The sequence below is a fragment of the Geitlerinema calcuttense NRMC-F 0142 genome (genome assembly GCF_030285425.1).
The window spans coordinates 32537-59445 of sequence record NZ_JASVEJ010000038.1; the positions used below are offsets into that span (position 1 = coordinate 32537).

25 protein-coding genes and 1 pseudogene are annotated in these 26909 nt (G+C 48.8%); 9 read left to right on the plus strand and 17 right to left on the minus strand.

Annotated features, from left to right (window positions below; translation table 11 throughout):
- Nucleotides 1-29: 29 nt before the first annotated feature.
- The 3 genes from QQ055_RS10075 to QQ055_RS10085 form a co-directional block, all read right to left on the minus strand.
- Entirely contained in the window at nucleotides 30-611 is a 582-nt protein-coding gene (locus QQ055_RS10075) for a hypothetical protein (protein ID WP_141724268.1), read from the minus strand.
- A 209-nt stretch (nucleotides 612-820) separates the two neighbouring features.
- A complete protein-coding gene (locus QQ055_RS10080) occupies nucleotides 821-2491 on the minus strand; it encodes a CHAT domain-containing protein (RefSeq protein ID WP_286004644.1) in 1671 nt (556 codons plus the stop codon).
- A gap of 119 nt (nucleotides 2492-2610) precedes the next feature.
- Nucleotides 2611-4914 carry a PP2C family protein-serine/threonine phosphatase gene (locus QQ055_RS10085; protein WP_286004645.1) on the minus strand — a complete coding sequence of 768 codons (2304 nt, stop codon included), beginning with the start codon at nucleotides 4912-4914 and terminating at the stop codon, nucleotides 2611-2613.
- 136 nt (nucleotides 4915-5050) lie between these two features.
- Here QQ055_RS10085 and QQ055_RS10090 point away from each other — a divergent pair, with 136 nt between their 5' ends.
- Entirely contained in the window at nucleotides 5051-5950 is a 900-nt protein-coding gene (locus tag QQ055_RS10090) for an alpha/beta fold hydrolase (RefSeq protein ID WP_283357979.1), read from the plus strand.
- A 44-nt stretch (nucleotides 5951-5994) separates the two neighbouring features.
- Here the strand turns inward: QQ055_RS10090 and rpsU are convergent, their stop codons facing one another.
- From rpsU to QQ055_RS10125, 7 genes are all read right to left on the minus strand, one after another.
- Complete coding sequence (gene rpsU / locus QQ055_RS10095; protein ID WP_069965737.1) at nucleotides 5995-6204, minus strand: 30S ribosomal protein S21; 210 nt, start codon at nucleotides 6202-6204, stop codon at nucleotides 5995-5997.
- A 121-nt stretch (nucleotides 6205-6325) separates the two neighbouring features.
- Entirely contained in the window at nucleotides 6326-6628 is a 303-nt protein-coding gene (gene rbp / locus QQ055_RS10100; protein ID WP_069965738.1) for an RNA-binding regulator, read from the minus strand.
- Between the two features lie 276 nt (nucleotides 6629-6904).
- Nucleotides 6905-7468 carry a GNAT family N-acetyltransferase gene (locus tag QQ055_RS10105; RefSeq protein ID WP_283357978.1) on the minus strand — a complete coding sequence of 188 codons (564 nt, stop codon included), beginning with the start codon at nucleotides 7466-7468 and terminating at the stop codon, nucleotides 6905-6907.
- Between the two features lie 44 nt (nucleotides 7469-7512).
- Nucleotides 7513-8124 carry a transglutaminase-like domain-containing protein gene (locus QQ055_RS10110; RefSeq protein ID WP_286004646.1) on the minus strand — a complete coding sequence of 204 codons (612 nt, stop codon included), beginning with the start codon at nucleotides 8122-8124 and terminating at the stop codon, nucleotides 7513-7515.
- A 172-nt stretch (nucleotides 8125-8296) separates the two neighbouring features.
- On the minus strand, nucleotides 8297-9304 hold the full coding sequence (locus tag QQ055_RS10115) for a 1-acyl-sn-glycerol-3-phosphate acyltransferase (protein ID WP_349775344.1): 1008 nt from the start codon (nucleotides 9302-9304) through the stop codon (nucleotides 8297-8299).
- Between the two features lie 296 nt (nucleotides 9305-9600).
- The gene (locus QQ055_RS10120) at nucleotides 9601-10434 is read right to left on the minus strand and encodes a metallophosphoesterase (RefSeq protein WP_069965742.1); all 834 of its coding nucleotides are present in this window, start codon (nucleotides 10432-10434) and stop codon (nucleotides 9601-9603) included.
- A 38-nt stretch (nucleotides 10435-10472) separates the two neighbouring features.
- Nucleotides 10473-12401: an ABC transporter ATP-binding protein gene (locus QQ055_RS10125; protein ID WP_286004648.1), complete on the minus strand. Its 1929-nt coding sequence runs from the start codon at nucleotides 12399-12401 to the stop codon at nucleotides 10473-10475.
- A 155-nt stretch (nucleotides 12402-12556) separates the two neighbouring features.
- Between QQ055_RS10125 and recQ the strand changes: the two genes are divergently transcribed.
- The 3 genes and pseudogenes from recQ to QQ055_RS10140 all read left to right on the plus strand — a co-directional run bounded on the left by recQ (nucleotide 12557) and on the right by QQ055_RS10140 (nucleotide 17675).
- Nucleotides 12557-14740 carry a DNA helicase RecQ gene (recQ, locus tag QQ055_RS10130; protein WP_286004649.1) on the plus strand — a complete coding sequence of 728 codons (2184 nt, stop codon included), beginning with the start codon at nucleotides 12557-12559 and terminating at the stop codon, nucleotides 14738-14740.
- Nucleotides 14741-14806: 66 nt separating this feature from the next.
- Nucleotides 14807-17043 (plus strand): annotated as a pseudogene (locus QQ055_RS10135) (APC family permease).
- A gap of 56 nt (nucleotides 17044-17099) precedes the next feature.
- Entirely contained in the window at nucleotides 17100-17675 is a 576-nt protein-coding gene (locus QQ055_RS10140) for a hypothetical protein (protein WP_286004650.1), read from the plus strand.
- A gap of 149 nt (nucleotides 17676-17824) precedes the next feature.
- On the opposite strand, the gene QQ055_RS10145 is transcribed toward QQ055_RS10140, so the two are convergent.
- The gene (locus QQ055_RS10145) at nucleotides 17825-18388 is read right to left on the minus strand and encodes a GNAT family N-acetyltransferase (protein ID WP_286004651.1); all 564 of its coding nucleotides are present in this window, start codon (nucleotides 18386-18388) and stop codon (nucleotides 17825-17827) included.
- Nucleotides 18389-18434: 46 nt separating this feature from the next.
- On the opposite strand from QQ055_RS10145, the gene QQ055_RS10150 reads away from it, so the two are divergent.
- The 4 genes from QQ055_RS10150 to QQ055_RS10165 all read left to right on the plus strand — a co-directional run bounded on the left by QQ055_RS10150 (nucleotide 18435) and on the right by QQ055_RS10165 (nucleotide 21921).
- The gene (locus QQ055_RS10150; RefSeq protein ID WP_286004652.1) at nucleotides 18435-19982 is read left to right on the plus strand and encodes an AbgT family transporter; all 1548 of its coding nucleotides are present in this window, start codon (nucleotides 18435-18437) and stop codon (nucleotides 19980-19982) included.
- Between the two features lie 326 nt (nucleotides 19983-20308).
- On the plus strand, nucleotides 20309-20998 hold the full coding sequence (gene bchM / locus QQ055_RS10155; RefSeq protein WP_286004653.1) for a magnesium protoporphyrin IX methyltransferase: 690 nt from the start codon (nucleotides 20309-20311) through the stop codon (nucleotides 20996-20998).
- Between the two features lie 34 nt (nucleotides 20999-21032).
- Entirely contained in the window at nucleotides 21033-21437 is a 405-nt protein-coding gene (locus QQ055_RS10160; RefSeq protein WP_286004654.1) for a hypothetical protein, read from the plus strand.
- 106 nt (nucleotides 21438-21543) lie between these two features.
- Complete coding sequence (locus QQ055_RS10165; protein ID WP_069965750.1) at nucleotides 21544-21921, plus strand: DUF423 domain-containing protein; 378 nt, start codon at nucleotides 21544-21546, stop codon at nucleotides 21919-21921.
- On the opposite strand, the gene QQ055_RS10170 is transcribed toward QQ055_RS10165, so the two are convergent.
- From QQ055_RS10170 to QQ055_RS10185, 4 genes are read right to left on the minus strand one after another with little or no spacing between them, the layout of a single operon-like run.
- The gene (locus tag QQ055_RS10170) at nucleotides 21877-22260 is read right to left on the minus strand and encodes a DUF6717 family protein (protein WP_349775343.1); all 384 of its coding nucleotides are present in this window, start codon (nucleotides 22258-22260) and stop codon (nucleotides 21877-21879) included. The genes QQ055_RS10165 and QQ055_RS10170 overlap by 45 nt on opposite strands.
- 24 nt (nucleotides 22261-22284) lie before the next feature.
- A complete protein-coding gene (mreD, locus tag QQ055_RS10175) occupies nucleotides 22285-22845 on the minus strand; it encodes a rod shape-determining protein MreD (RefSeq protein WP_286004656.1) in 561 nt (186 codons plus the stop codon).
- Nucleotides 22838-23617 carry a rod shape-determining protein MreC gene (gene mreC / locus QQ055_RS10180; protein ID WP_069965752.1) on the minus strand — a complete coding sequence of 260 codons (780 nt, stop codon included), beginning with the start codon at nucleotides 23615-23617 and terminating at the stop codon, nucleotides 22838-22840. The genes mreD and mreC overlap by 8 nt, the downstream gene beginning before the upstream one ends.
- 5 nt (nucleotides 23618-23622) lie before the next feature.
- Complete coding sequence (locus tag QQ055_RS10185; protein WP_071958116.1) at nucleotides 23623-24663, minus strand: rod shape-determining protein; 1041 nt, start codon at nucleotides 24661-24663, stop codon at nucleotides 23623-23625.
- Between the two features lie 377 nt (nucleotides 24664-25040).
- Here QQ055_RS10185 and QQ055_RS10190 point away from each other — a divergent pair, with 377 nt between their 5' ends.
- On the plus strand, nucleotides 25041-25397 hold the full coding sequence (locus tag QQ055_RS10190) for a single-stranded DNA-binding protein (RefSeq protein WP_286004657.1): 357 nt from the start codon (nucleotides 25041-25043) through the stop codon (nucleotides 25395-25397).
- Between the two features lie 48 nt (nucleotides 25398-25445).
- Here QQ055_RS10190 and QQ055_RS10195 read toward each other — a convergent pair whose 3' ends face one another.
- Both QQ055_RS10195 and QQ055_RS10200 read right to left on the minus strand, forming a co-directional pair.
- Entirely contained in the window at nucleotides 25446-26216 is a 771-nt protein-coding gene (locus tag QQ055_RS10195; RefSeq protein ID WP_286004658.1) for an SIMPL domain-containing protein, read from the minus strand.
- A 176-nt stretch (nucleotides 26217-26392) separates the two neighbouring features.
- Nucleotides 26393-26881: a GNAT family N-acetyltransferase gene (locus tag QQ055_RS10200; protein ID WP_286004659.1), complete on the minus strand. Its 489-nt coding sequence runs from the start codon at nucleotides 26879-26881 to the stop codon at nucleotides 26393-26395.
- Between the last annotated feature and the right edge of the window lie 28 nt (nucleotides 26882-26909).

Consider the following 26909-nt stretch of genomic DNA (forward strand, 5'->3'; position numbering starts at 1 on the left):
GAGAAATTTGAACCCTCTGTGCCAAGGAGTTAGCGATCTTGCTGCAATTGGGCGATCGCATAGCGAGCCACGGCTAGGGAGAGACGAGCTTGTTCGATCTCTGAAAGCGCCGCCCATTCCACCGGACGCACGGTATTGAGCATCCCATCAATGGCTGCATCGGCTTCTGTCCCGCGCATAGCAAACGCGAGAGGACGGGCCAAGACTTCCAAATCTTCAGCATGAAGTTGGGGGATCGCTTCTTCAACGCAACTTACAAGCTGACTGGCGAGGGATAGGGAGGTGGTGGCAACCTGTTCGGCTTTTTGGGCGATCGCCGCTAGCATAGCTGTTGGCACCTGAGCCGCAAAACGCGCTTTCAACACCTCCACTAAAGAGGCGGATGGGGAAGAGACGCTCGCCCAAAGCCGATCGAGATGAGCAAAAAACTGTTGAGCGCGATCGCTAACCTCTGCTTCTGGCAAATCCAGTTCCAGCGACTCCTCTAGGCGTTTGTAATAATCTTCAGACTGGGGTTCGTTGGGACTCCAAGGATAGACTTCTTCTGTAGGTTCGATTAGCGATCGCCACAGTTCGACTTCAGCTTGGGTTGATAGGGATTCAGAATTCATAGGGGTTACACCAGAGCACTGCTGGGTATTTAGGGGCATGGATAGCTACACGCCGATCGCCACAGGTTCCGTAACTTCATCCGAGAAGGAAAGCATTTTTTTCCAAAAAAATGCGATTAATTTTTCCAACCCGCCTTTAAGATTGCTCGGACTGGCAACCAAAGCCCGAAAGCGATTGCCAAATCAGGGTTTGGGTTCAAATCCCAATTTTAAGGGCGTTCGACAATAAATTCTAAGGTTTGTCCTTGAGAACTGCCAAATTTTAGCTTAACGCCAGATTGTAGGGGCACTTCCTGATGATGAATTTTCTTCCAGCCTTCCAAACCCGAAATCAACGTGCCATATCGAGAAAAATCGCGCAGCCAATAGGTCGGTTCCGCCTCTAGATCGCTAGTCGGATCGCGACAAATAATTTCAGCATGGCGCTGAGAAACCCAGCGTTCTTGGATGACAATATCATTTTCTGGCAATCGTCCCACCCGCATTAAGCCGCCGCGCACTGGCCAAACTTGTTCGGTTTCGCCGAGCGATCGCAAACACGCAGGCGAGAGCGATTTTTGCATCCAAGTAAGGGAATTTTCGGGCAACTCCGTCACTCCTTCTTCCAACGGGGGAATCAGTTCGCCATCAAACTCTGGGTGCATGTACAAAACCGGCAGCGTCCAAGCGGGTTGATTAAACTTATAAATGGTTAAAAGTTGCTGTCTAGCCACCGCCACGGCTTGATCGATCGGCAGTCGATCCGCTAGGGCTTGAGCAAAGGCTTGGATAAATGTTAACGCCTCGCGATCGGCAATCGAATCTCGCATTCCCAATACTGCCGGGACTCCGTGATGCAGCAACACCTCCGCCAAGCTACTGCGGGGAATGGGACAGTCGCCATGACGATCCGGTTGCGCCCCCCAACAGGCATTAAAGACAGCCAACGTTACCCGACAGCGCGTTAGCACCTGGGCGAGTTCCGTACCGCTTAAGGTCGTATTCGGTCGTAAAAATAACAAACCACCATCGGGAGACGGGACGCCATGACCGCCATAAAAGAGGATATTGTAAGGCTTGGCTTCTAACTGCTCGATCAGTTCCTCCGGCGTCGGCTGAATGAGCGTATCGACGTGCTTGGCAACTGGAATGGTGGAACTATTCATTCCCAAGCTTTCTGAGGTCGAGTTTTCTAGCGTTTGGGCAAGGGCTTCCGCTTCTTTTGCCAAGTCTAAAGCCCCATTCGTCAAGCTTTGATGGGCGGTGCGTTGGGCTTCGTGTTCTGGCGAATCTTGACCGAACACCAATAGAATATTTAAGGTTGCATCTGTACGTCGCGGGGGCAGCGGATCGACATCGCTGGTCGTTCGGCTAAACAAAATTTGTTGAGATAGCGAAATGGCCTGTTTGCCTGCTTGAGGCTGCATAATTTCCCAAGGCAGGGCGATTAAGTTGGGATCTCGCACTTCTAGGCGCAGTCGCAATTGCCGACTTTGACCAATGGCAATGCCTTGGCTGTGAGACAGGCTGCTTTGAATCGGCCCATGAAACACCCATTGCCAGAGATGAATTCCCAATTGCTGCATCAAGCGGCTGCTATAACTGGCTTGTGCGGCTCCTGGTGGGGAATCAACAGCAAGGGTGAATTCCGCTTGGGGCAAATTCACTGGAGGAACTTGCAGGCCATGAGCAGCGCCACTGCTATGAAACATCTCTTGCCAAGCCTGCCAGGTTTGGCTCAGGTGTTCGGGCCATAAACAGTCGTGGTGAACGTATCCTCCTGGATAATCTGCTCGAATCACCCAGATCGCAAAATGAGCAGAGTGAGTGGAGATCGTCTCTGCTGCCGCCATGAGGCGGGCGATCGCAATGCTGAGGCAAGGACTCTCAAACTGAGACATTTAAAACCATTCGATATTAGGCATTAACTGAACCGATAGAGTTCTGCGATCTGGCACACAAACTCCCTTATTATTTAGCTTAAATGAACTCTTGAGAGTTCTTGTTAGAGATTTTCGGGTTAAGGACAACCTTGTGGGGGGCTAGAAGTAACGCTGGATCTCGGTAGAAGATCGATTTCCCGCACCCATCCAACGTTACCGGGGACAACCGGGGCAGAAAGATTGGGTTCGCTTAAGGGGCCGACTGTACAGACTCTAAGATTTAACCAGACTTCGGCGTTCTCTAGGGTTTGTTTGCCTTGAATGTAGAGCAGGCTGTTGGGGGGAATTTCTCCAAGCGTTTCTCGTTCGGTGGCGGCTTGGAGACTGCTAAATAGAAATAGGGGTGCGGGTTGTTCGATCCCGTTATTGGCGATCGCCTCGACTTGTACAAGCGATCGCGCTTCCAGGCTGGCTTGCGGCGGTGCTGCCACGGGAGGCGGATCGGGTGAGGGGATAACGACAATCGAAGGGTCGGAAGTGGCAACGGGTGTTTGCTGCCAAGCGCGTAAAAGATTGGGCACTCCCAGCAAGTAAGCCAGGGGAACGCCTAGCCCCAATAGCAGCAGAATACACAGAATCAGCGGTAAAATTCCCCAATCCGATTTAGATGGGGGGAGCAATTGCGTTTTCAGGTTCGATTGACTGCGGGGTTCGGGAGAGGATAGGACTGTTCGCTGGCTTGCTGGATGCGCCAACGGCGGAGGGTTTGACCCCCCCAGCAGGCGATAGTGCAAGAGGCTGATGGTGACATTATCGTGACCGTTTTGGGTGTTGGCAATTTCAACGAGGCGCTCAACGGCGGTTTTAGCATCGATTTGACCGTTGAGAACGGGCAAGATTTCGCTTTCCCAATATTCCTCAACGCGATCGCCATCGCTGAGACCGTCGGAACACAATAAAAAGATGCCATCCCCATCTAAAATAAAGCGACCTACCGTAGGGTGCAGCAAATCCGACGCACTCATGCCCAAAGCTTGCACCAGGGAACCCGAACCCGGATGTTGCAGCGCATCGCGATAGAAGGCATAGCCCAAACGGACTTCGCGGGTTGCCACATCATCATCTAAAGTGACTTGATGGCAGCCAAAAGCCGTAATCCAGTACACGCGGGAGTCGCCCACATGGGTAATATACATTTGATGACCTTGGGCTAAGGCCATCACCAGAGTTGTTCCCATACGCTGGCGTTCGTGGCGTCGTTCGCTGTCGTTTTGCTGGCTGATGCGATCGTTGGCGATACAAACGGCTTGTTCGAGTTCGGTTTGCAAGCGATCGGGATGCAAGTCTGGGTGAAATAGCTGTTCGACCCGTTGCTGAACGGTTTCAATCGCCAATTGCGAGGCAACATTGCCCCCTTCATGACCGCCAATTCCATCGCAGACAATTGTTAGGGGGATGGGTACATGGGCAGAGGCGCGATCCCAACTCAGGCGAACGCTACTGCCACTAGGCGGATAGCAAGCATCCTCGTTACGTCGCCGACTGGGGCCGGTATTGGTGAGGGTGGCAATTTGAAAGTCTAACGTTGCAGAGGTGGCAAATTGAGCGAGACTTTCATCAAGGAGAGACACGAGTTGTTCGGAACCTTTGATTTCTCCCCGAATTAATCGGTTGGCGAGGTTTTGTACCCCAGAGGTGGCATCCGGATGGGCGGTTTTGACCCATTGCGACCAAAGTTGTCCGAGTTGTTGCAATTTCGGGGCAGATTTACCTGAAGGGCGCAGTTCCAATAGGCGGATCAGCGGCCCTTCAACGCGGATCAGTTGCGGATCGAGGAGGGTAGCGGCAACGCCCTGCAAGCTGAGAGGCTGCCACAGTTGGGCAATTTGCCAGAGCCAATTGAGCTGGCGTAGGGGGCTGGCGGTTGACCAAAGCTGCGTTAGGGCAGGGGCTAGCAGATCGCTAGAGTTGAGGCGATTGGGGTTGAGGGGAATATTTTCTAAAAACAGAAGATGCCTAGAACCCGTTTCTAGCCAATCGTAGGCTTGGGGAAGGTGGATCTGATAGGGGATAAGTTTGAGGTAAGGAAGGGCGATTGCTGGCAATTCTAGGGGCGTTTCGCTGAAGCTTCCGGGCTTGGTGTCGAGCCAAATTTGCTGCTGTTTGAAGAGATAGCGATCGCCAACAATTTCTCCCGGTTGGTGAGGGGTTGCGGATTGCTCGACTGACCACAGATAGCGCTTGGGCAGCAATGTGCGGCATTTTTCACAGTGTTTGTGATGTTCTGGGTTAGGAGCCTGACAGTTGTAGTTTGGGCAGTAGAGTGTTGCCGCCATGAGTTGATTGATGAGTTCGCAAATGCCGAGGATGGAGATTGTTGAGCGTTGCAGACAGCCACGGGTAGATGCAAGGGAGCCGCCGCCAAACCCTACCAAAAACACAATTTCAGGTTGGTTGCTCTAATTTCCGATTGTAGCGCCATCCCCGTGAGGCGTCAGGTAGGGCCGTGCGATTGTTGGGTTGACCTTTTAAGATTAAAAAAGATTACAAATTGCGATCGCGCTTCCCTCAACTGGTATGACTCTTTCTTCTTCTGTGAGTGCCAATCTCGAAACCCAAACTTGGACTTGGCAAGGCTTTCCCATCCGCTATCAAACCCAAGGCACTCGCGGCCCGGCAGTGATTCTCATTCACGGCTTTGGGGCGTCGCTTGCCCATTGGCGTTACAATCTTCCCGTATTGGCAACAGAGTGCCGCTGTTATGCGATTGATTTAATTGGCTTTGGCGGATCGGCAAAACCTGCGCCCGATACTGAAATTGCCTATACGTTTGAAACCTGGGCGCAACAAATTGCTGATTTTTGTCGAGAAGTTATTGGAGAACCGGCTTTACTGGTGGGTAACTCTATTGGTTGTATTGTGGCGATGCAAGCCGCTGTCAGTTACCCGGAATGGGTGAAAGAAGTTGCCCTGATTAATTGCTCCTTGAGGCTACTGCACGATCGCCGACGGCTGCAACTGCCGTGGTATCGCCGCCACGGTGCGCCCCTATTGCAGCGCTTGCTAGCCGTTTCTTGGATTGGACAGCTTTTCTTTAAACAAATTGCTCAACCCAAAGTGGTGCGGAAAATTCTTCTGCAAGCCTACAAGCGCCCCGAAGCGGTAACAGATGAGTTGGTAGACTTATTGATGGCTCCTGCATTGGATGGAGGGGCAGGCGATGTCTTTCTGGCCTTTACTCGCTATTCTCAGGGGCCCCTGCCAGAGGATCTGTTAGAAGTTTTACCTTGTCAGGCGTTGATCCTCTGGGGGACGGACGATCCTTGGGAACCCATTGCTCTAGGACGAAAGTTTGCAGAATTCCCTCAAGTCAAACAGTTTATTGACTTAGAAGGCGTAGGCCACTGTCCTCAAGATGAAGCGCCAGAGTTAGTGAATCCAATTCTGTTGGAATGGGTTAAACATTGGGCGACTTAAAGCACAAAAAGCGTTTCACAATCAAACGCCCCCGCGCGAAAGACTTAACCCGCGACGCTTCGTCTAGAACGGTTGCGGAGTCTTTGACGCTCTCGGTGTCTGGCAACTTCCTTACGCTTGCGCTTTTGTCCGGGCGTTTCAAAGAAGCGGTTTTTCTTCATATCTGAAAAAATGCCCGCTCTGGATACTTTTTGCTTAAATCGACGTAAAGCTGAATCTAACTGTTCGCTATCATTGACGATGACTTGACTCATTCATGGGCCTCCTAATTTTAAGTACAATTGACTGGGTATCGAGAACAACAGGAATAGGACAGGGTTCAATTCCCTGCCCACTGAGCAGACCTGAGAATTTGTAGACTCCCGATCTCAATTCCTAGTAACGTCGCCCAAAGTTGCTACGATCGCCCCAGCCTCCACTTGAGGGTTTTCTTTCTTCGCGGGGTCGTGCTTTGTTAACCTTTAAGGTTCGTTCCATCCATTCGGCTCCATCCAGATTTTCGATAGCAGCAGCCTCTTCAGTTTCTGTTTGCATTTCAACAAAGCCGAAACCGCGCATTCGACCCGTTGTTCTGTCCGCCGGGAGCTGGACTTGCTTTACAGTACCATATTCAGAAAAGATTTCTTTGATATCTGCCTCGGTGGCTTGGTAGGACAGATTCCCGACATAGATGGTCATTCACTTACCTCGCAATAGATGAGCGTGTAGAGATTGGATTCGGAGGTAAGCTTACTAACTTACATAAACCAATAACTTCGCTAATGCCAGTGAAAACTTGGCCGCCGATACCGCATCTGAGCGCATTATAACACTGTTGTCGAGATCTCCCTTCCTCCAAGCTGATGAGTATGCTTTGTTACTTTTTAAAGGAATTCTTTAGGGATTTTTAGCGCTCTTGTCGGCGTTGGAGTCTGCACCCTGCAACTGGGGGCGCTCAATGAGTTAACCTTCTTTTCAGGTTCTTTTAATCAGGAGTACGCTTTCATAATTTTTGAGGTCTAGAAATTGCTCGCGCTCTACCTTTCCTATCACTTTAAACCCTTGCTGCTGATGAAATTGAATAGAGCGCTGATTACAAATGGGTTGGCGGACAATGAATGTAGAAAATACTGAATTGGGAAAGTGTCGCTCAAGATTTTTATACATCAACCGCGCAATCCCCTGACCAGTATACCCTTTTTGGGTGGCAACAACATGGATATAAATATGGCGATCGCCCATAATTGCCTTTCGTTCGGATTCATCATACCAAAAGATTGCGGTAAGAGAATTTTCATCTAATTTGGGCCAAGAAAAAGCAACAAATCCTCGAATTCGCTCGGTGCAGTCAACAGCCACCCAATATTGCACGCACTTTTTAAATTGGTCAAGCACTTCTTCTGCGGTTGTGGTTGCTAATAAAAAGCCTTGATGACTCAAGAGAGTTGGCGTGCGAACATTACCATTATGAATATCAACAATTGCTGGGATATCCTGGCAGGTTGCCTCTCGGACACTAAACGCTTCTATTGTTTGCATAGATTCGGTAACTTGAATGACTCCCTGATTTCAACCTTTGGAAATTAGTCACCATTCCCCATCAAACCAGACTCAGTTGCCAATTCTAGCGAGACATCGGGGAGATGAGCTAACATCTCATCCCAAGCGCTTTGGCTTTGTAAAGCTTCTACCACAACGGCTAGAGGAGACGAAAGAATAGCTGGAAAATCAACTTCCTCCGGGAACTGAATCCCAAAGGCTAACTGTTCTTGAGGGGGATGAAATTGTGCATTCACTCCCTCACGATTTCCCCTAGCATCGACACGATACCAACCGAATTGAGGAAGATAAACTGCATTGAATCCATGTAAACTGTAGGGTGCCCCTTTGTCATCAATACTCAAGCGTTGATAGCAAAAACCCGCAGGAATTTGATTAGCGCGTAACAACGCTGCGAGTAAGTGACTTTTGGCATAGCAATAGCCCGTCTTGTACCTGAGAACATCAGACGCGCGACAAGTTAAGGGATTCATTTGGGAGTCAACGCTGTGGTAGATTTCATCTCGCACCCACTCAAAACAAGCTTTGGCGATCGCATCTACGCTAGACTGACCAAAGGCTAGCTGGCGAGCCTTTGCTAAAATTTCAGGATGTTGCCAGTCAATGATATCTGTTGCTTGCAGATATTCGTCCATATTCGCCGCCCTGAACGCTCCAGCCTATTATCTCAAAATGGGGTTGTATGACACTTTAGATTGTGGTAGAGTTCCAGACTTTTCAGTGATAGCAAAGTGCGGTTGTGCGATTCTTGGTATGAAACAGTGGGCTTCCCCTCACCCCCAACCCCTCTCCCTAGGGCGACGGGATTTAGAAAAGTTTCACCTTTGATTTAGGATCGCTAGATATCTTCCCTGTTTCCTTGCAACTCAGCAACTGGTTTTGGAGTTTTTCGCGTAAATTTTGGGCGCGACGGTAAGCGTTAGTCCGATTTTTGGGAAGACTTTCGGGAGGTTCCGGGGGTTGAATGCTGTACTGGAGACGAGAACGCATCGCCCAAACCCCCATTGAGGGAAATAGGAGAAACGCCAGCATGAGTAGAGAAACGGGCAGAAAAGGGAGTTGGAACAGGTTAGCGAGGGGTTGAATATTAAGAGTCCAAGGGTGTAAAAATTCGCTGCCCTGGCAAATGACAGGTAAGATCGGGATCTGATAGCGATCGCTCAATTGGACGAAACTGGGGTGAAACGTCTGTAACTGGTAACGCTGCAACCAGCCTTTTTGCGGGCCGCGCAATCCTTCCGGGGCATAGAGTAAAATCGTTTGGTGAGCAACCGCCGCTTCAAAATCTTCAGGTTTAGCTTGGACTCCTCCTAGCACTTGCGACCATCCTACCGGAAGCCACCAAATGACCCAAGGATGTTCAAACAGAGAAACCTCGGCTAAGGGATGAACCTGCCAGTTGCGTTCCTGACCCAGCAAATAGGCTAAATTCAGAAAATCCCACGGGAAACACATCCCCGCGTGGTTCATCGCAATAATTAACGGCCCAGTTTGGGGAAGATGTTCGCTCTGGTGCAATTGTGCGCGAAAATAGCGTTGAGCGATCGCACTCAGCACTTCATCGCGAAACGCCTGCTGATAATTCGGGTCAAATTCTGTCAGATGTTGGCGCGGTAAACGACACCCCAAACGCAACCAGCGGATGAGTACCGCCAGATAAAAGCCACCGGGTAGCAAAAATAGAAAATATTCCAACCCATTCCAGCCATCCGGGTCTGCATGATAATGTTGCCAGTGGCGATTTAACAAAATCAGCCATCCCGGAGGATACCACAGGCAAAACTCATCCAACCAAGTCCAACGATAAGCACTCATGGCGCAGAGTTGATAGTTGACGGCGAACAGTAGCAAAGTGCTGAATGCTGAGTGCTGAGTGCTGAGTGCTGAGTGCTGAGTTAAAACCAAGTGAGTCTCATCCTTTGAGCAGTTCACCTCTGTCCTAGCCTTACTGAGTACAGCTATAGCAGCAAGTTAATCTACTATTCTGCTTAAAGCACTCTCTCGAAACACTATTTCGTAGAATCAAGCAACGGTACTTTGCACGCTGTTCCAACTCAACACTAACGAATTTACTGGAACTCGGAACTTACTCAGCACTCAGCACTCAGCACTCAGCACTCCTTTAAAGTAAAGACAGTCACCTCTGGCGGACAGCAAAGGCGACCGGGATAATAGGTACCTAAACCGGGGTTAGTGTAGAGGAGATTTTGACCAATGCGATGCAACCCCCTCGACCATTCCCAGTGGCGAACCACATGGTTGCACCTATCTTCCATATAAGGTATCCAAGGCCGCAGGGGTTTGGGGATGAGGCGACGAACCGTATTTTGCCACGCCGGAAGCGGTCCTAAAAGGGGGAGAATAATTTGACCCCCATGCGTATGACCAGAGAGTTGCAAGTCTACGCGCCATTGTTGCAGAATTTGGGCGCTATCGGGCTGATGAGATAGGACAATGCGGGGAAGTTGGGGTTCAAGTTCGTCTAAAACTGAGGCAGGATTAAATTGTTTTGACCAAAAATCGGGAAGTCCGACTAAAGCCAGTTCCGAACCCAAGGGATAAGCAACTTCATTCCAGAGAACGCGAACGCCTATTCCCGTTAAGGCTTGCGTCACAAGATTTCTAGCGTTGGGGTAGTAAAGGTCATGATTCCCTAAAACGGCGTAGGTTCCATAGCGGCTTTGCAGGTGTTTGAGGCGTTGAACCAAGGGATAAATCGGTTCGGGTTCGTAGGTGATATAGTCCCCTGTAAGCACCACTAAATCGGGTTGAACCCGGTTGCTAGCTGCGATCGCATCTGCTAGCATCTGCTCAGATAAGCGCACCCCATCGTAGTGCAAGTCCGATAATTGCACAATCTTTGTCCCCTGAAGGTGAACCGGAAGATTCGCGATAGGAATGGTCAGATGTTCGACGCTGAGGGGGCCGGTGAGTAGCCTATGCATAACAATGGTGAGTGAAATTGGGTTGAGTGTAACGACCTCTAGGTTGCACGTTCTGCCAGTTCTAACCACCGTTCCGTGGCGCTATCAATCGATTCAGTCAATTGCGCCAGTTGTTCGGTAAGTTGCTGCAATTCAGTAAAATCGCTAGGTGGGTTGTTATAGAGAATCTTTTCTACCGCTTCTTTTTGCGCTTCCAGTTCGGGAATTTGCGTTTCTAGCCGTTCGTATTCCCGCTTTTCGTTAAACGAGAGTTTGCGCGGTTTATCAGAATTCGTCGATTTTGCCTTAACGGGAGTCGCCTCCACAGACTTCGCGGTTTTCTTCTCTTCGGCTTTGGCTTGCTGGTTGGCTTCCTCCTCCTCGGCTTTCCTGTAATCTAAATACACCGTATAGTTACCGGGATACTGACGCAGCACTCCCCCAGACTCAAACGCAAAGATATTATCCACCGTACGGTCAAGAAAATAGCGATCGTGGGATACGACGATCGCGCAACCGTTAAAATCTTCTAAGTAATCTTCTAATACTGCAAGGGTTTGCACGTCCAAATCGTTCGTGGGTTCGTCTAAAATCAAGACATTGGGCGCGCTCATCAGGACCCGCAACAGAAAGAGACGCCGCTTTTCACCCCCCGATAGTTTATGAATGGGTGCATATTGTTGATTGGGGGGAAACAAGAACCGTTCTAACATCTGGGAAGCCGTGATGGTACTGCCATCTGAGGTTTTCACCAATTCCGCTACGTCTTTCAGGTAGTCGATAACGCGCTGATTGTCATTGAGTAAGACATCATCGGAATGTTGGTCAAAATAACCAATATGGATGGTAGAACCGATTTCCACGCTTCCAGAATCCGGTTCAATCCGTCCGGCGATAATATCCATGAGGGTTGATTTACCAGCGCCATTAGGTCCAATAATCCCAACGCGGTCTTCTGGGTTAAAGATATAGGTAAACCCGTTAATCAGCGTGCGATCGTCATATCCTTTGGTGATATTCTCTAACTCAATCACCTTTTTGCCAATCCGCCGTCCGGCTGTGGTGATATCTACCTTACCCTGGACTTGCTTAAACTCTTGACCTTGCATGTCCCGGATGCGGTCAATTCTGGCTTTTTGCTTGGTACTGCGTGCTTTGGGGCCGCGTTTTAGCCATTCCAACTCGCGGCGCAAGACTCCTGCATGTTTGCGTTGGGAACTCACCGCCGACTCTTCGGCTTCGGCTTTCTTTTCTAGGTAATAAGCGTAATTGCCAGCATAGGCGTACAGGTCGCCCCTATCTATCTCTAGAATACGATTGGTGACGCGATCGAGAAAGTAGCGATCGTGGGTAATTAACAGTAAAGCACCCCGATAGCGATTCAGATAACTCTGCAACCACTCCACCGATAGCGCATCGAGGTGGTTAGTCGGTTCGTCCATTAACAGAACGTCAGGTTCCGAGAGCAAAGCAGTGGCGATCGCAATTCGTTTGCGGTATCCTCCAGATAAATCGCCGATTTTCGCCTCAAAATCCTCAATTCCTAACTTTGTCAAAATAATTTTGGCGTTGGTTTCCACCTCCCACGCGCCTTCGGCTTCCATCCGCTGAGAAACCGCCGACAACTGCGACATCAACCGTTCTGTGTCGCCGTGTCCATGCGCGAGTTTATCAGAGAGTTCCTCATATTCGCGCACTAACGCCATCTGTTCGCCAGTATCTGCAAACACTTGTTCCAAAACGGTGTTGCTTTCGTCTAACTCAGGTTGTTGAGGAAGATAGACAATTTTGGCGCTAGAGTTCGCCCAAATTTCCCCAGCATCAATCGGTTCTAAGCCTGCAATCATTTTCAGGAGGGTAGACTTACCAGAACCATTGGTGCCAATCAGCCCCACCTTATCGCCTTCTTCTAGGCTAAAGCTAGCCTCTTTTAAGATTTCTTTAATCCCAAAGTCTTTTTTTACGGAACGCAGGGTAAACAGAGTCATAAGTCAGTGCTGAGGGGTGAAGAGGGTGGGGGGATGGGGAAGGTGGGGGGAAGGAGGTGCGGTTGTGTCGCGTTTTGGGGTAAGGGGGCTGGGGAATTGATTCGGGATTAACGCTCAACTGATAAAATCAAGCCATTGCCATGTTAGCGTCAATCATGCCACCATTTCCTTCCCTGGAAAAAGCCCTTAAACACTATTATGGTTACGATAGCTTCCGACCGGGACAGCGACAAATTGTGGAAGAGGCGCTGCAAAATCGGGATTTATTAATCGTAATGCCAACAGGGGGTGGGAAGTCGCTGTGCTTTCAGTTACCTGCACTTCTCAAACCCGGTTTAACGGTTGTGGTTTCGCCGTTAATCTCGTTAATGCAAGACCAGGTGGAAGCCTTGCGCGATAATGGCATTGGGGCAACTTTCTTAAATAGCAGCTTAAACCAATGGCAGGTTCGCCACCGGGAAGAGGCGATTCTCAATAATAAGGTTAAACTGCTTTATGTCGCGCCAGAACGGTTAGTCAGCGAGCGATTTTTACCGTTTATTGATTTAGTTAAACACCAAATTGGACTGAATGGATTTGCAATTGATGAGGCGCATTGCGTCTCGGAATGGGGCCATGATTTTCGACCGGAATATCGTCAGCTAGCGAGGCTGCGACAGCGCTATCCCGATATTCCCATTATGGCACTCACGGCGACGGCAACCGAACGGGTTCGTCAAGATATTATGACTCAGCTAAGGCTAGCGAATCCACAGGTGCATGTGGCGAGTTTTAATCGGCATAATCTTTACTATGAGGTGTTGCCAAAGTCAAAAAATACTTATACGGAAATTTTACTGCGAATTCGTCAAGAAAAGGGTTCGGGAATTATCTATTGTCTGAGTCGCAAGACGGTGGATGAGTTGACGTTTAAGTTACAGAAAAATGAGATTAATGCTTTACCCTATCATGCGGGTTTGAGCGATGAGGAGCGGGCGAATAATCAAACTCGCTTTATTCGCGATGACGTGCAAATTATGGTGGCGACGGTTGCTTTTGGGATGGGAATTAATAAGCCGGATGTCCGGTTTGTCATGCATTACGATTTACCGCGCAATCTGGAGGGATATTATCAAGAAGCAGGGCGAGCAGGACGCGATGGAGAATCGGCGAAATGTACGCTATTTTATAGTTATGGCGATGTTAAAAAGGTTGAGTGGAGTATTGAGCAACGCACGGATGCCAAAGAACAGCAAATTGCTCGCCATCAACTGCGGAAGGTTTTAGATTATGCTGAAGGGACGGAATGTCGCCGAACCATTCAGTTAAGTTATTTTGGAGAATTCTTTGCAGGAAGTTGCGGAAACTGCGATAACTGTTGTTCGCCTAAAAATACGGAAGATTGGTCAACAGAGGCGATGAAATTCTTGTCTTGCGTGGCTCGTTGCAAAGAACGCTATGGCATGAATTATATCATAGAAGTGTTGCGCGGTTCTAAAAATCAAAAGGTTTTACAAAATAAACATGACGAACTTTCAACCTATGGAATTGGCAAAGATCGAACCGCCGAACAGTGGAAGATGTTAGGGCGATCGCTCTTACATCAAGGCTTACTCGATCAAACCACAGATGGCTATGCGGTACTGAAATTAAATCCCCTGAGTTGGGAAGTGATGCGCCGCCAGCGTTCCGTCCATTTAGTAGTAACGGCATTTAAGAAAAAGGCATCAGAAGAGACAAATCTCAAAAAAGCCGGAGTCGAAATTTTATTTGACAAATTACGCAAGCTGCGGAAAAAGATTGCTGACGAACAATCCGTTCCGCCTTATGTTGTTTTTGCCGATTCAACTTTAAAGTTAATGGCACAAATGCAACCGCAAACCTTATCAGAATTTAGCCAACTATCGGGGGTAGGTACTTATAAACTCAATCAATATGGAGAACGCTTTATTACTGAAATTAAAGCTTACCGCCAAGAACAGGATTTAGGAACTTCTCCATCAAAAACCAAAAAATCGAACCCAGATACCCGCTTAACCACTTGGGAACTATTTGAACAGGGGTTAAGCGTAGAAGAGATTGCCAGCCAGCGCCAACTGAAGCTAACAACCATTCAGGGACATTTAGCCGATCTAATTGAACAGGGAAAACCCATCGATTTAAACCCACTGGTTTCTCCAGAACATCAAGCTTTGATTCTAAAAGCGGTTCGGGAAACCGGGGTTTCTGAAGGAATTAAACCGATTTATGAATATCTAAACGAGAAAATTGACTATGGCGAGATTCGCTTATTTCTGGCTTGGTGGCGGCAGCAGCAGCAAGAACGTTCTGAACAAATGCTAAATTCTAACAAAGGGTGAGTGCAATTACGGCTAGGTATCCCTAAGCTGTGTAAAGATTTTGCTGTCTTACTGAATCTAGTTATCATGAAATTTCCCTTCCGCCGACTTTCTGAGCCAACTCAAACCGTAACGGCTAACCCAGAAGGTTTAGGAACCTTTGGCGGAGTGTATACCCCTTCAATTCTCACCATCCTCGGCGTCATTATGTATCTGCGCTTTGGCTGGGTTGTGGGAAATGTGGGCTTAATTGGCACCTTAATTATTGTCACGCTCTCAACAGCCATTACCTTTTTAACCGCGCTTTCCGTTTGCGCGATCGCCACCGACCGCGTGGTTCGCGTGGGGGGCGCGTATTATATGGATCAGTCGCTCCTTGGGGATTGAAACCGGAGGGGCTGTCGGGATCTCCCTGTACTTCGCCCAAGCCCTATCCGTGGCACTATACACCATTGGGTTTGCAGAGAGTGTCATTCAAACCTTCGGACACCTCAACCAGCTTTACGTCGCTTTAATCACCACCATCATTGTCGCCGCGATCGCCATTACCTCCGCCCAACTCGCAATCCGGGCGCAGTACATTATTATGGCCGCGATCGCCCTTTCCCTAGTCTCTTTCATCTTCGGTTCGCCCCTAGAAGCCACGCAAATTGAAATGTGGGGCGCGCCGGATCGACTTTCCGAACCCTTCTGGAACGTCTTCGCCGTCTTCTTCCCGGCGGTAACGGGAATTATGGCAGGGGTGAATATGTCGGGGGACTTGCGCGATCCCACCCGTTCCCTCCCCACAGGCACCCTCGCCGCCGTGGGGACTGGCTATGTGATTTACATGGGGTTGCCCATTCTACTGGCAATGCGGGCCGATGCAGTCACCTTGATTAACGAACCCCTGATCATGCAACAAATGGCATTGTGGGGCCCCGCTATTTTGCTGGGGGTTTGGGGGGGCAACGCTTTCGAGTGCCTTGGGGAGTATTTTGGGCGCGCCTCGCGTGTTACAGGCGCTGGCACGGGATGGGGTATTACCGCGATGGATGAGCGTTCTAGGGTCTGGCAGCGGCCGCAATGACGAACCGCGCATGGGAACGATTGTCACCCTAGGAATTGCGATCGCAGCCGTTTATATTGGCGATCTCAACTTAATTGCCCCCATCCTCACCATGTTCTTCCTCACAACCTACATGGTATTGAATATTGCCGCCGGAATTGAAGGGTTTTTGCAAAGTCCCTCCTTTCGGCCCACCTTCCGCGTCCATTGGTCGCTTTCGATGTTGGGGGCGGTAGGCTGCTTAATTGTAATGTTCTTAATTAACGCTGTGGCAACGGTTGCGGCGGCTTTAATTGTCTTGGGTATCTATATCTGGTTGGAACGGCGCGAACTGCAAACCAACTGGGGAGACGTGCGGCGCGGGATGTGGATGGAGTTATTGCGAACGGGGATTTTTCAGGTCGGACGACTTGACGATACCAAAAATTGGCGACCTCACATTCTGGTGCTTTCCGGCGCGCCGACGAAACGCTGGTCTTTGATTGAGTTGGCGAATAGTTTAACCCACAACCGGGGATTAATTACCGTGGCGACGGTATTACCGGGGGGATCGCGCAGTATTACCCAACAGGAAGAGTTAGAAGCCACGATCCACGAGTATTTGGAACGGCGCGGGGTGCAGGCCTTAGTGCGATCGCTAACTGCCCCCGATCCCTTTGAAGGGGCGCAGCGGCTAGTCGAAATTTACGGAATAGGCCCTTTAGTCCCAAATACGATTTTACTGGGGGATAGCGAAGAATCCTCTCGGCGCGATCGCTATTGCCAACTGATCGCCCATCTCTACCAAGCCAGACGCAACGTAATTATCCTGCGCGAAAATGCCCAGCAGGGTTTTGGTCAACGCCGACACATCGATATTTGGTGGGGCGGGTTGCACGCCAATGGCGGCTTGATGGTACTTTTGGCCGAACTTTTGCAAACCGATCTCAACTGGCGCAACGCTCAAGTTTACCTCAAATTAATGGTTCCTGACGAAACGGCAGCCCAAGCCGCCCAGACCAATATTCATCAGGTCTTGCAACAGTTACGCTTTCGCGCCATTCCCCAAATCTTAATTGCCAACGGGCGGTCGTTTGATGAGGTTTTACGCGAGTCTTCCCAAAAAGCAGATTTGATTTTTATGGGAATTGCCACCCCCAAAGACAATTTCACCCAGTATTACGAGAATTTGCAATTGCGAACGGTAAATTTACCCACGATCGTGTTTGTCTTGGCAACTTCTAATTTTAAGTTTGCTAAAGTCCTCGCAGAAGATGCGCTTCCCGCCAGCGATTAAACAGAAATTTCAGACAACCTGCGGCAAAATAAGGAAAAATACCCCCACCCGCAGCTATGTCTAAGCAAAAAAAGCACACTCTTAAGTGGGTAAAACAAACCCTAGAGCTAAAAGAGGATCATAATTGGAAATCTGAACCCGGAACGCGGATCTTTGTCGCTGGACGCGGTGCGGTGCGGTTCGATGTCCCTGAAAACTGGCATTTTCAACCCCAGGAAAAGTCTTTTCAGTTTACCGACCGCAAGCCCCCCCACGATGATTGTCGCCTAGAGGCCTCCTATAATTTGTTGCCGCCGGGAGAGTGGGCGGAATTTCCTTTAGTTCCTTTGTTAAAAAAGCTAGTCAAAGAGGACGAACGCAACCCCATTGAAATTGGGGAAGTGGTGAAACTGAACCGACAAACCGCCCGAATTGTTTGGTCGCAAATGAAGTTTATTGACCCCATTGAGAACCGCGACGCCTATTCTCGAATTTGTATTGGTTTAGGGTCTAACGTGCAATGTTTAATCACGTTTGACTATTGGGTAGACGATGCTGAAAAGTTTACCCCGGTTTGGGATGGAGTGATGAATTCATTGGTTTTGGGGTTATTTATTCGCGATCCGCGCGCGGGTTTTGCGCTGCCCGACTAAGGGCGATCGCGCTAAGTTAAGAGGGTTACAAATAGAGGGCGATACAAAATCGCCTTTTCTAGCAAGGTGCTGCAGTCGGTGTCTCGCGTGTAGCTGCTTGGTAGAAGCTAACGCCATAACACTTTGCCATAAAGCTGTTTAACCCGATCTCAATTGGCAATGAATTCGGCTTTTATTAAGCTAAATCGCTCTAAATCGTGAGATTTCCCTTTCCAAAACCCCTGCTGCTTTAAAATAACTTGGCTTTGAAAACCTAATTTTTCCAATAAGGTTCTAGAGGCAAGATTTTCTAACATAATCTCGGCAATGACAAACTCTAACCCAATTTTTTCAAAAGCATATTGTAGAATAGCCTGCAAAGCTTCACTCATGATGCCTTGTTTCCAGAATTGACTTGCTAACTCATAGCCCACTTCAGCAGAATTGGTTTGGCGATCCCATGTGAAGCCACAGGAACCCATTAAATAGTTATCGGATTTACGAGCAATTGCCCAACGGATACCGCGCCCAGTTTCAAACCCTTTTGCCCGTCGTTCAATCACTGCGATCGCTTCCTCTATCTGAGTCAATGTATCCAGGTCATGAAATTGAGTCACTTGAGGATCGCTAAATACTGTAAAAATAGCTTGAGCATCGGCTGGGGTGGCTTGTCGAAGCAATAACCGTTCTGTTTCTAGTTCTGGGAAAGAGATTAATGAAAAATCTTGGCTCATCAGAATTATACTTTCTACATTAGACAAGATAAAAAGTTATTAAACAATGACAAATATAACACCTCCAGATCCTCAAACTGAGGACAAGCCAGCCAATCTTTTAGATAAAATCCTAACGGCGATCGAACGGATTGGCGATAAGCTGCCCGATCCCATTACGCTGTTTTTCTTTTTGAGTTTAGCAATTTTGGCGATTAGTGCGATCGCAGCTTGGGCGAATGTCTCGGTTGTCCATCCCGGTACTCAAGAAACAATTCAGGCTGTATCGTTATTAACCCCTGATGGAGTGCGCCGCATTGTTACTGAAGCCACACAGAATTTTATTACTTTCCCGCCTTTAGGGGTAGTTTTAGTTGCCATGTTAGGGGTTGGTGTTGCTGAATATACAGGCTTGCTGGCTGCCGTTTTGCGAAGATTAGTCTTATTTGCCCCTGCTCGATTGATCTCTCCAGTCGTCGTATTTGCAGGGGTGATGTCTAACCTCGCATCCGATGCGGGTTATGTAGTTTTAGTTCCGTTAGGTGCGGTTATCTTCCGAGCATTCAAGCGTCACCCCATTGCTGGATTAGCAGCCGCTTTTGCGGGCGTTTCTGGGGGATTTAGCGCCAATTTGTTGATTGGACCAACGGATTCGTTACTCGCTGGTTTAAGCCAAAGTGCGGCCCAAATCATTGACCCTAACTATGGGGTGAATGCAACGGCGAATTTCTATTTTATGTTTATTTCTACTTTCCTGATTATGCTGGTAGGATGGTACGTTACGGATAAAATCGTTGAGCCGCGTTTAGGGGTTTATCAACCCGAAAATCAGGAAGAAGATATTACTGAACTCACCGCAGCAGAGCGGAAAGGGTTGCGTTGGGCGGGTCTTGCTATACTCGCTTATTTGGCGTTTATTGCAATTTTAACGCTTCCTCCCCAAGGGATTTTACGCGACCCAGAAACCCAAGCGCTGATTCCTTCCCCGTTTATTAACGGGATTGTCTTCCTGATTGCGATCGCCTTTTTTATTCCCGGCGTTGTCTACGGGAAAGTAGCCGGAACTATTCAAAACGATCGGGATGTGGCGAAAGGCTTATCTCATTCGATGAGTTCCCTCGGTTATTATATCGCTCTTGCCTTTATTGCCGCCCAATTTATTGCTTACTTCAGTTGGAGTAACTTAGGGGTAATTCTAGCGATTAATGGTGCAGAATTAATTCAAGCTAGCGGTTTCACCGGGCCACCACTGCTAATTTTATTTATCCTACTCAGCGGCTTCATCAATCTCTTTGTCGGCTCTGCTTCTGCAAAGTGGGCAATTATGGCTCCCGTATTTATCCCCATGTTAATGTTAGTGGGATTGTCGCCAGAACTCACCCAAGCCGCCTATCGCATTGGCGACTCAACGATGAATATTGTCACGCCGTTAATGCCCTATTTTCCAGTGGTGGTTGCCTTCGGTCAAAGATACGATCGCGATTTAGGCATTGGCAAACTCATCTCTTTGATGCTACCCTATTCCCTGGCTTTTTTACTCGCTTGGTCAATCTTATTTGTCGCTTGGTTTATCTTAAATATTCCCCTAGGTCCTGGCGCACCCATTAGAATTTAATCTCAATAGAACTCAATTTTTAATAAAAAAGGTGAACCTTCCTTTACTCCCCTCACCCTAGGGAGAGGGGTTGGGGGTGAGAAGTTTTCAACTGATTGAAGCACAATTAAAGGGTGTCAAAACTTCGGTAGCTGCTGTCAGCAATAGAGCTACTGTAGGAGCCATTCTTGTGTTTGGCTAGATCCTACCCCTCGCAGTCCTAGTTAAAGCGTAGCCTAGACAGAACCATCAACGGACTGAGGAATGTTGCTATCCTCCCTCAGAACCTGAACCAATAACTGATATATTAAGAAATCGTTCTGTATCCCAACCCTTCGCAATTTTTTATGACTACTGTTGATGATAAATCTGTTGTAAAAGAGTATTTCAACGCTACGGGATTCGATCGTTGGCGGCGGATCTATGGCGATGGTGAAGTCAATAAAGTTCAGCTTGATATTCGCATCGGACACCAGCAAACGATTGATACGGTCCTAGATTGGTTAAAAGCCGATGATAATTTAACCCATTTAACCATTTGCGATGCGGGATGCGGAGTCGGGAGTTTAAGCATTCCCCTCGCCGAAGCGGGTGCTAAGGTTGAGGCAAGCGACATCTCAGAAAAGATGGTGGGTGAAGCCAAAGAAAGAGCCGCGTCTGAGACGCTAAAAGGTTCTCTGAATTTGAGCGTTCAAGATTTAGAATCTCTTCGAGGTCAGTATCATACGGTGATTTGCCTGGATGTGTTAATTCACTATCCGCAAAACCAAGCGGATGCTATGATTTCGCATCTGTGTTCTTTAAGCGAGTCGCGGGTGATTCTGAGCTTTGCGCCTAAAACTTGCTTCTATAGTTTATTAAAGAAGATTGGCAGTCTGTTTCCCGGCCCTAGTAAAACGACTCGCGCTTATCTGCACAAAGAAGCGGATGTGATTGCGATTTTAGAGAAAAACGGGTTTCAAATTCAACGTCAAGCCATGACCAAAACCCGCTTCTATTTCTCTCGGATCTTGGAAGCAACCCGGAGTGCAAGTTAAAATAAGCAGCGATGAGTAGGGTGGGGCGATCGCAATGAGGCTATTCAAAAAGCTAGCGGCGGGAGTTCTGTTAAGCGCGGGTTGCGTGCTGCTATTAGCCGTAGCCGTCGATCGTCTTGATGAGATGGATGAAGAAGAAACCCCCATCGCCGCAATTGTCACCGCTTTAGCCCTCGCTGTCCCCGCGATCGCCTCCGGAGGGGCGATCCTCAAGCAACTGCATCGCGATCGCCAACAAGCCGAACGCGATCGCCTGCAATCGACCTTTTACCACCTCCTCGAAGCTAACAATGGCCGACTGACGGTTTTGCGGTTAGCAATGGCAGCGAACCTCCCCGCCGCCACGGCTAGACAATACCTTGATGAAAACGCTAAATGCTTCAACGCTGAGTTTGAACCCCTAGATAATGGCGATATTGCCTACCAGTTCTACCTCTAGAAGGGAATTCCAACTGCGATCGCGCGAGTGCTGATTCTCTCCAAAATGCCTGATTTGGATTGGGTAAGTCTGAATTAAACTAAAGTACATTAGAGGCTGACTATCTGTGAGCAAAATATTTTTGTTCGCTGCGGCTATTTTTGCCGGACTTTCAGTAGCAATGGGGGCATTTGGTTCCCATGCGTTGAAAACCGCCCTAAGCGATCGCGCTTTAGAGATTTTTGAAACGGGAACCCGCTACGAGATGTATCATGCCTTGGGGTTGCTCGCGATCGCTTTACTCCTGAGTCAAACACCCAATGGGCATTTTTGGTTAATTGCTGCCGGTTATGCGTTTATTGTGGGGATTTTCTTATTTTCGGGCAGTCTTTACGCCCTTAGCATGACGGGTATCAAGGGAATGGGAGCCATTACCCCCCTCGGTGGCATTGCCTTTTTATTAGGCTGGGGATGTTTGGCGATCGCCGCTTGGAGTTTTAAGTAGGGGTTCGGCTTTGCAATAAATTTTGATTGGCGTATCGTTGAAATAGTGAAACAAGGCGGGACACAACCAGCCTTCTAGGTCGCGTTCCGACCAGCGATACCAATTCCCATCATACTCCGGTCGCAGCCAAGTCAATTCTGCCTGGTAATCGGGGAAGGGTCGCGCGGAAAATAGCAATCTAAAGCCGCGTTCCGCCGATGGAACATCTCGAACCAACTGTTCGATCATTTGAGGCATCCCGCTGACAAACGGTTCTCTGATTAACCCAAAGCGATCGTCATCAAAAACCCAAGTCCCTTCAAAACGATAGGGATAAATGACCATCATGGCATTGCCCACCGTTCACCCCTCTCAAGCTCGCTTTTAAGTTTGAGACTGTTCGTAGCTATTGACCAATTGCCACCACCGACTGAGCGGGAAATAAATGACTGGGGCCCACAAGCTGCTGAGAATCGCTGAAGAGAGGGCAATTCGCTGATTATCCATCCAGATATCGGTTAAAGTGCGATCGCCTGTCAGATGAAACTGTACGGCTAACACCGTCTCAGCCACAATTGCCATACCAAACGCGATCAGGGCAATGGAAATAAAATCTTCCTGAATATAGCGCTGCTTCTGAAAATGTCCTGTCAGCGCCCCAACCACAATCAAACTCAAAGCATGAGTGGGATGAGGGCTAGTCATCCCATCTTGCAATAAACCCAAAACCAGACCTGCAAAAGCACCCTGTAGGGTTGTTCGTTTAATGCTCCAAGCCACGACCCAAATCAACGGCCAATTTGGACCAATTCCCAATAACTCCATTCCGGGCAAGCGGGCGGGCAATAAAATGACGCACGCGATCGCCGAAACAATCGTAATCGTCCAATTTAACCATTGACGAGCCGTGGGATTCCATCGCAGTAGACTCTTGAGATTACTCAAGGGGTTGTTCTCCTGAGCTATCCTCTGCTAAACGGGGATTATTTTCCAGCACAATCACCCATTCTAGATAGCCGATGGGAGCCGAAAACTTAACGACCGCCTCCGGAGCCGGACTCTTCGTTAAATCGATCGACTCAACAACACCCACCGGATACCCAGCCGGGAACAGGTGAGAAAACGGAGAAGTCGAAACGATATCTCCCGGACGCACATCAGGAACCTTATCAAAAAATTCCATCACCGCGTTGCTTTCCCCTTGACCCCGCATATAGCCCATAAAGCGGCTGCGGCTAATCGTTACTCCCACTCGACTGCTGGGATCGCTCAGAAGTAAAACTCGGCTCGTGTTAGGGGTAACACCGATCACGCGTCCAACCACGCCTCCGGTACCCGTAACAATATATCCTTCCTGAATGCCATCGTTACTCCCCCGACCCAAGGTAATTTGTTTCCACCAATGGTCAGCACTGCGTCCCACAATTGGAGCCACAATTCCTTGTTTTTTCGTCGTCGATTTATAATCGAGGAGTTCTTTTAACTGCTGGTTTTGGCTTTCCAGCTCCACTAGGCGAGCTTGGAGTTCTACCATCCGAGCATCCATGAGTTGCTCTTGTTTAGATGGCTCTGACTGGAAAGGACGAGTTACCAACTGATATGCTTCAAACAGAAGTGCAGCTTGAGTTTGCCGCACATACAACGCACTACCTAGCACCAGACTGGCCAGCACTATCAGTAATCCATTTCGATCCCACCAGCGACGTAGAGTAAACATTGAACCTACAGATTGCGTGAGCGACCGCTAAATACCCGTTCCAGTTGCTTGAAGTTCTCTAAAACGCGACCCGTACCTAAGACAACGCAGCTTAGAGGATCGGCAGCAACGTGAGTCACAATTCCGGTTTCGTGACTGATTAAGGTATCTAACCCTTTGAGCAAGGCACCACCACCGGCCAGCATAATCCCGCGATCGATAATATCCGCAGCGAGTTCTGGCGGCGTCCGTTCGAGCGTCCGTTTGACCGCTTCAATAATGACTGAAAGGGGTTCAGACATGCTCTCGCGGATTTCTGGCCCTTTAATACTAACCGTACGCGGCAAACCCGAAAGTAAGTGCAAACCGCGCACTTCCATTGTGGCCTCGTCCGTATCCATTGTGGGATAAGCCGAGCCAATCTGAATTTTGATTTCTTCGGCGGTTCTTTCCCCAACGACAAGGTTATGGACTTTCTTCATGTACTGCGTAATCGAATCGCTGAGTTCGTCACCCGCAACCCGCACAGACTCGCTAATAACCGTACCTTGTAAGCTGAGAACGGCGACTTCAGTAGTTCCGCCACCAATGTCAATAATCATGTTGCCTGTTGGTTCGGCAACGGGCAATCCTGCCCCAATCGCAGCGGCGACAGGTTCGTCAATCAGATAAACATCCCGCGCGCCAGCTTGAGCAGCAGCTTCCATTACAGCACGTCTTTCAACGCCCGTCACGCCGGAAGGAATTCCGATGACGATGCGAGGAGAAATCAGTCCTCCTTTGCCTTCATGAACGCGCTCGATAAAATGTTTGAGCATCAATTCTGCGGTATCGAAGTCAGCAATGACTCCATCTCGCAGCGGACGAAAGGTATCGACGTTTCCAGGGGTACGGCCTAGCATTTTTTTGGCGTCTTCGCCAACCGCTAGGGGTTGCTTCGTCTCGTGGTCAATGGCAACCACTGAGGGTTCTTGAAGCACGATCCCTTTACCCGATACATAAACTAAAGTGTTGGCGGTACCGAGGTCGATACCCATGTCCCGTGAAAATCGACTGAAAAGACCCACCGATTTCTACGCCCCCAATTGCGATGCAAAGCCGTGCAACTACAGAAAATGTAACTGTTATGTAACCGAGGTGGATTCTATTACGTTTTCTATCCTGAGTCTAGTCAGGTTAATCAATTTAGTGTCCGAATCCACTGACCTCTTTTCGGAATCTGCCATTATATCCTGAGCTAGGCACCTTATTTCAGGACAATGTTGAAATAGATGTGGAACTCAGGTAGAGTCTGGCATCTTTCTCGTAGGATAGGGGATTTGACAACCCACCTGCGGAAACTGCACCCCCGAATCGAAAGTTTTGCGTTTTGACCCCACTCAATGAGTTCAGGTTCGGCTACAGTATAAACGTTGGCGAAAAAAACAAGGGTAAATTAGATCTCATGACTCTCAATGTTGTAACCTTAGTCGGTCGCGTGGGTGGCGATCCGGATGTCAAATATTTTGAATCAGGAAGCGTTGTTTGTAACTTAACCCTAGCGGTCAATCGTCGCACCAGCAAATCAGATGAGCCAGACTGGTTTAATCTGGAAATCTGGGGGAAAACAGCAGAGGTTGCGGCGAATTATGTTCGTAAAGGCAGTCTCATTGGTATCACAGGTGCCTTAAAGTTTGACCATTGGCAAGATCGCTCAACAGGTGCAAACCGCTCTAAACCTGTGATTCGAGTAGAACGGCTCGATTTGTTAGGTTCAAAACGAGATAATGAAGCCAATGCTTATAATCAGGGCGAGTTTTAAGCGCAACCGGGAGTTCTGAGTCTGCTCAAAACTCCCATGCTGCTGGGCTTAATACTGAATTTCTAAGGTGACGATCGCATTCACTTGCTGTTCGCCGCCGACAATGGGAGTTTTGGCGTCTGCGGCTTGTTCGGCCATGTTCATCATCCCTCTGAACATCGGCGGGGGTGGGGCGCTAGCATTATTAATTTGGATGCTGACAATATCTCGGCGTCGGAGATTTAAAGATTCTAGAACGGCGTCTGCTTGTTGTTGAGCATCTTGCGTGGCGCGGCGTAGGGCTTGTTTTTGGGCATCTGCGATCGCGCTATCGGTTGCCGTAAAGTTTACCCCATCCACGCGGGTTGCACCAGCTTTCACCGCATCGTCAATCAGGGTTCCGGCGCGTTCGGTATTCACCCGAAAACTCACGGTATTCACGCCCGTATATCCCGTTAAGCGTTGGGTATTGCCAGAATAATCATAAACTGGATTGAGGCGAACGCCTGTCGTTTCCAGCTTTTCCACATTTCGGGCTTTCAGGAGTTCAACCACGGCGGAAGAACGCCGCGCCACTTCTCGCTGTACCTCTTCAGAGGTTCTGCCTTGCACCTCGACACCCAGTTGAACTTGAGTTATCGTGGTGGGGATTCGTTCAATACCTTGACCGCTGACTGTTAAGGTTCGCATGGTTCGTTCTTGGGCAACAACAGGACGAGAAGTGGAAAATACACCCGTAGCCGTTAGGGTAACGCCAAGTACACCCGCCGCTGCTAAGGGCAAAACCGATAGCCGAACCCAAGAAGACGATAAAAATTTGGAAGGAACAGAAGAATGCATAAGATTGGACTTCTCCTCACCTAGGAGTTAGTGATAGAGCAGTAGACGCAAAGCTTCAAATTGTCTACTCGCTTTTTGTGATAGTCCTAATCTGACATTTGCCTCGGTGAAAGTGGTGTTGGTTACAGTTTTAGTTACTGAAATTCTCGGTATCTTCAGCGGGAAAATTTGCCAACTCAGCCTTGAGAGAGGGTTTTGAGAGCATCCCCCGTAACCCGACAAATCCGCCAATCTGGGAGAACTTTGGCTCCCCGGCTTTGATAGAATGCGATCGCGGGTTCGTTCCAGTCCAAAACCGCCCATTCCAATCGCCCATAGTTGCGTTCAATCGCTAATTTGGCTAAGTACGAGAGTAACTGCGTACCTATCCCTAAATTGCGGTATTCGGACAAAACAAATAAATCTTCTAAATAAATTCCTGGCTTTGTCAAAAACGTAGAATAGTTGCGGAAAAACAAAGCAAACCCCACCGCCTTCCCTTCTACCTCCGCCAACACCGCCTCAACGTAAGGTATCTCGCCAAACAAATGCTCCCGAAGCGCCTCAACTGTTCCCGTCACTTCATGGGAAAGTTTCTCATACTCCGCTAAGGCTTGAATCAATTGAAAAATCGCAGTCACATCTTCAGCAGCAGCCAAGCGTAGGTTTACAGAAATTTTAGACATAGCGGGAAGAGGGTGGGGGGATGGGGAG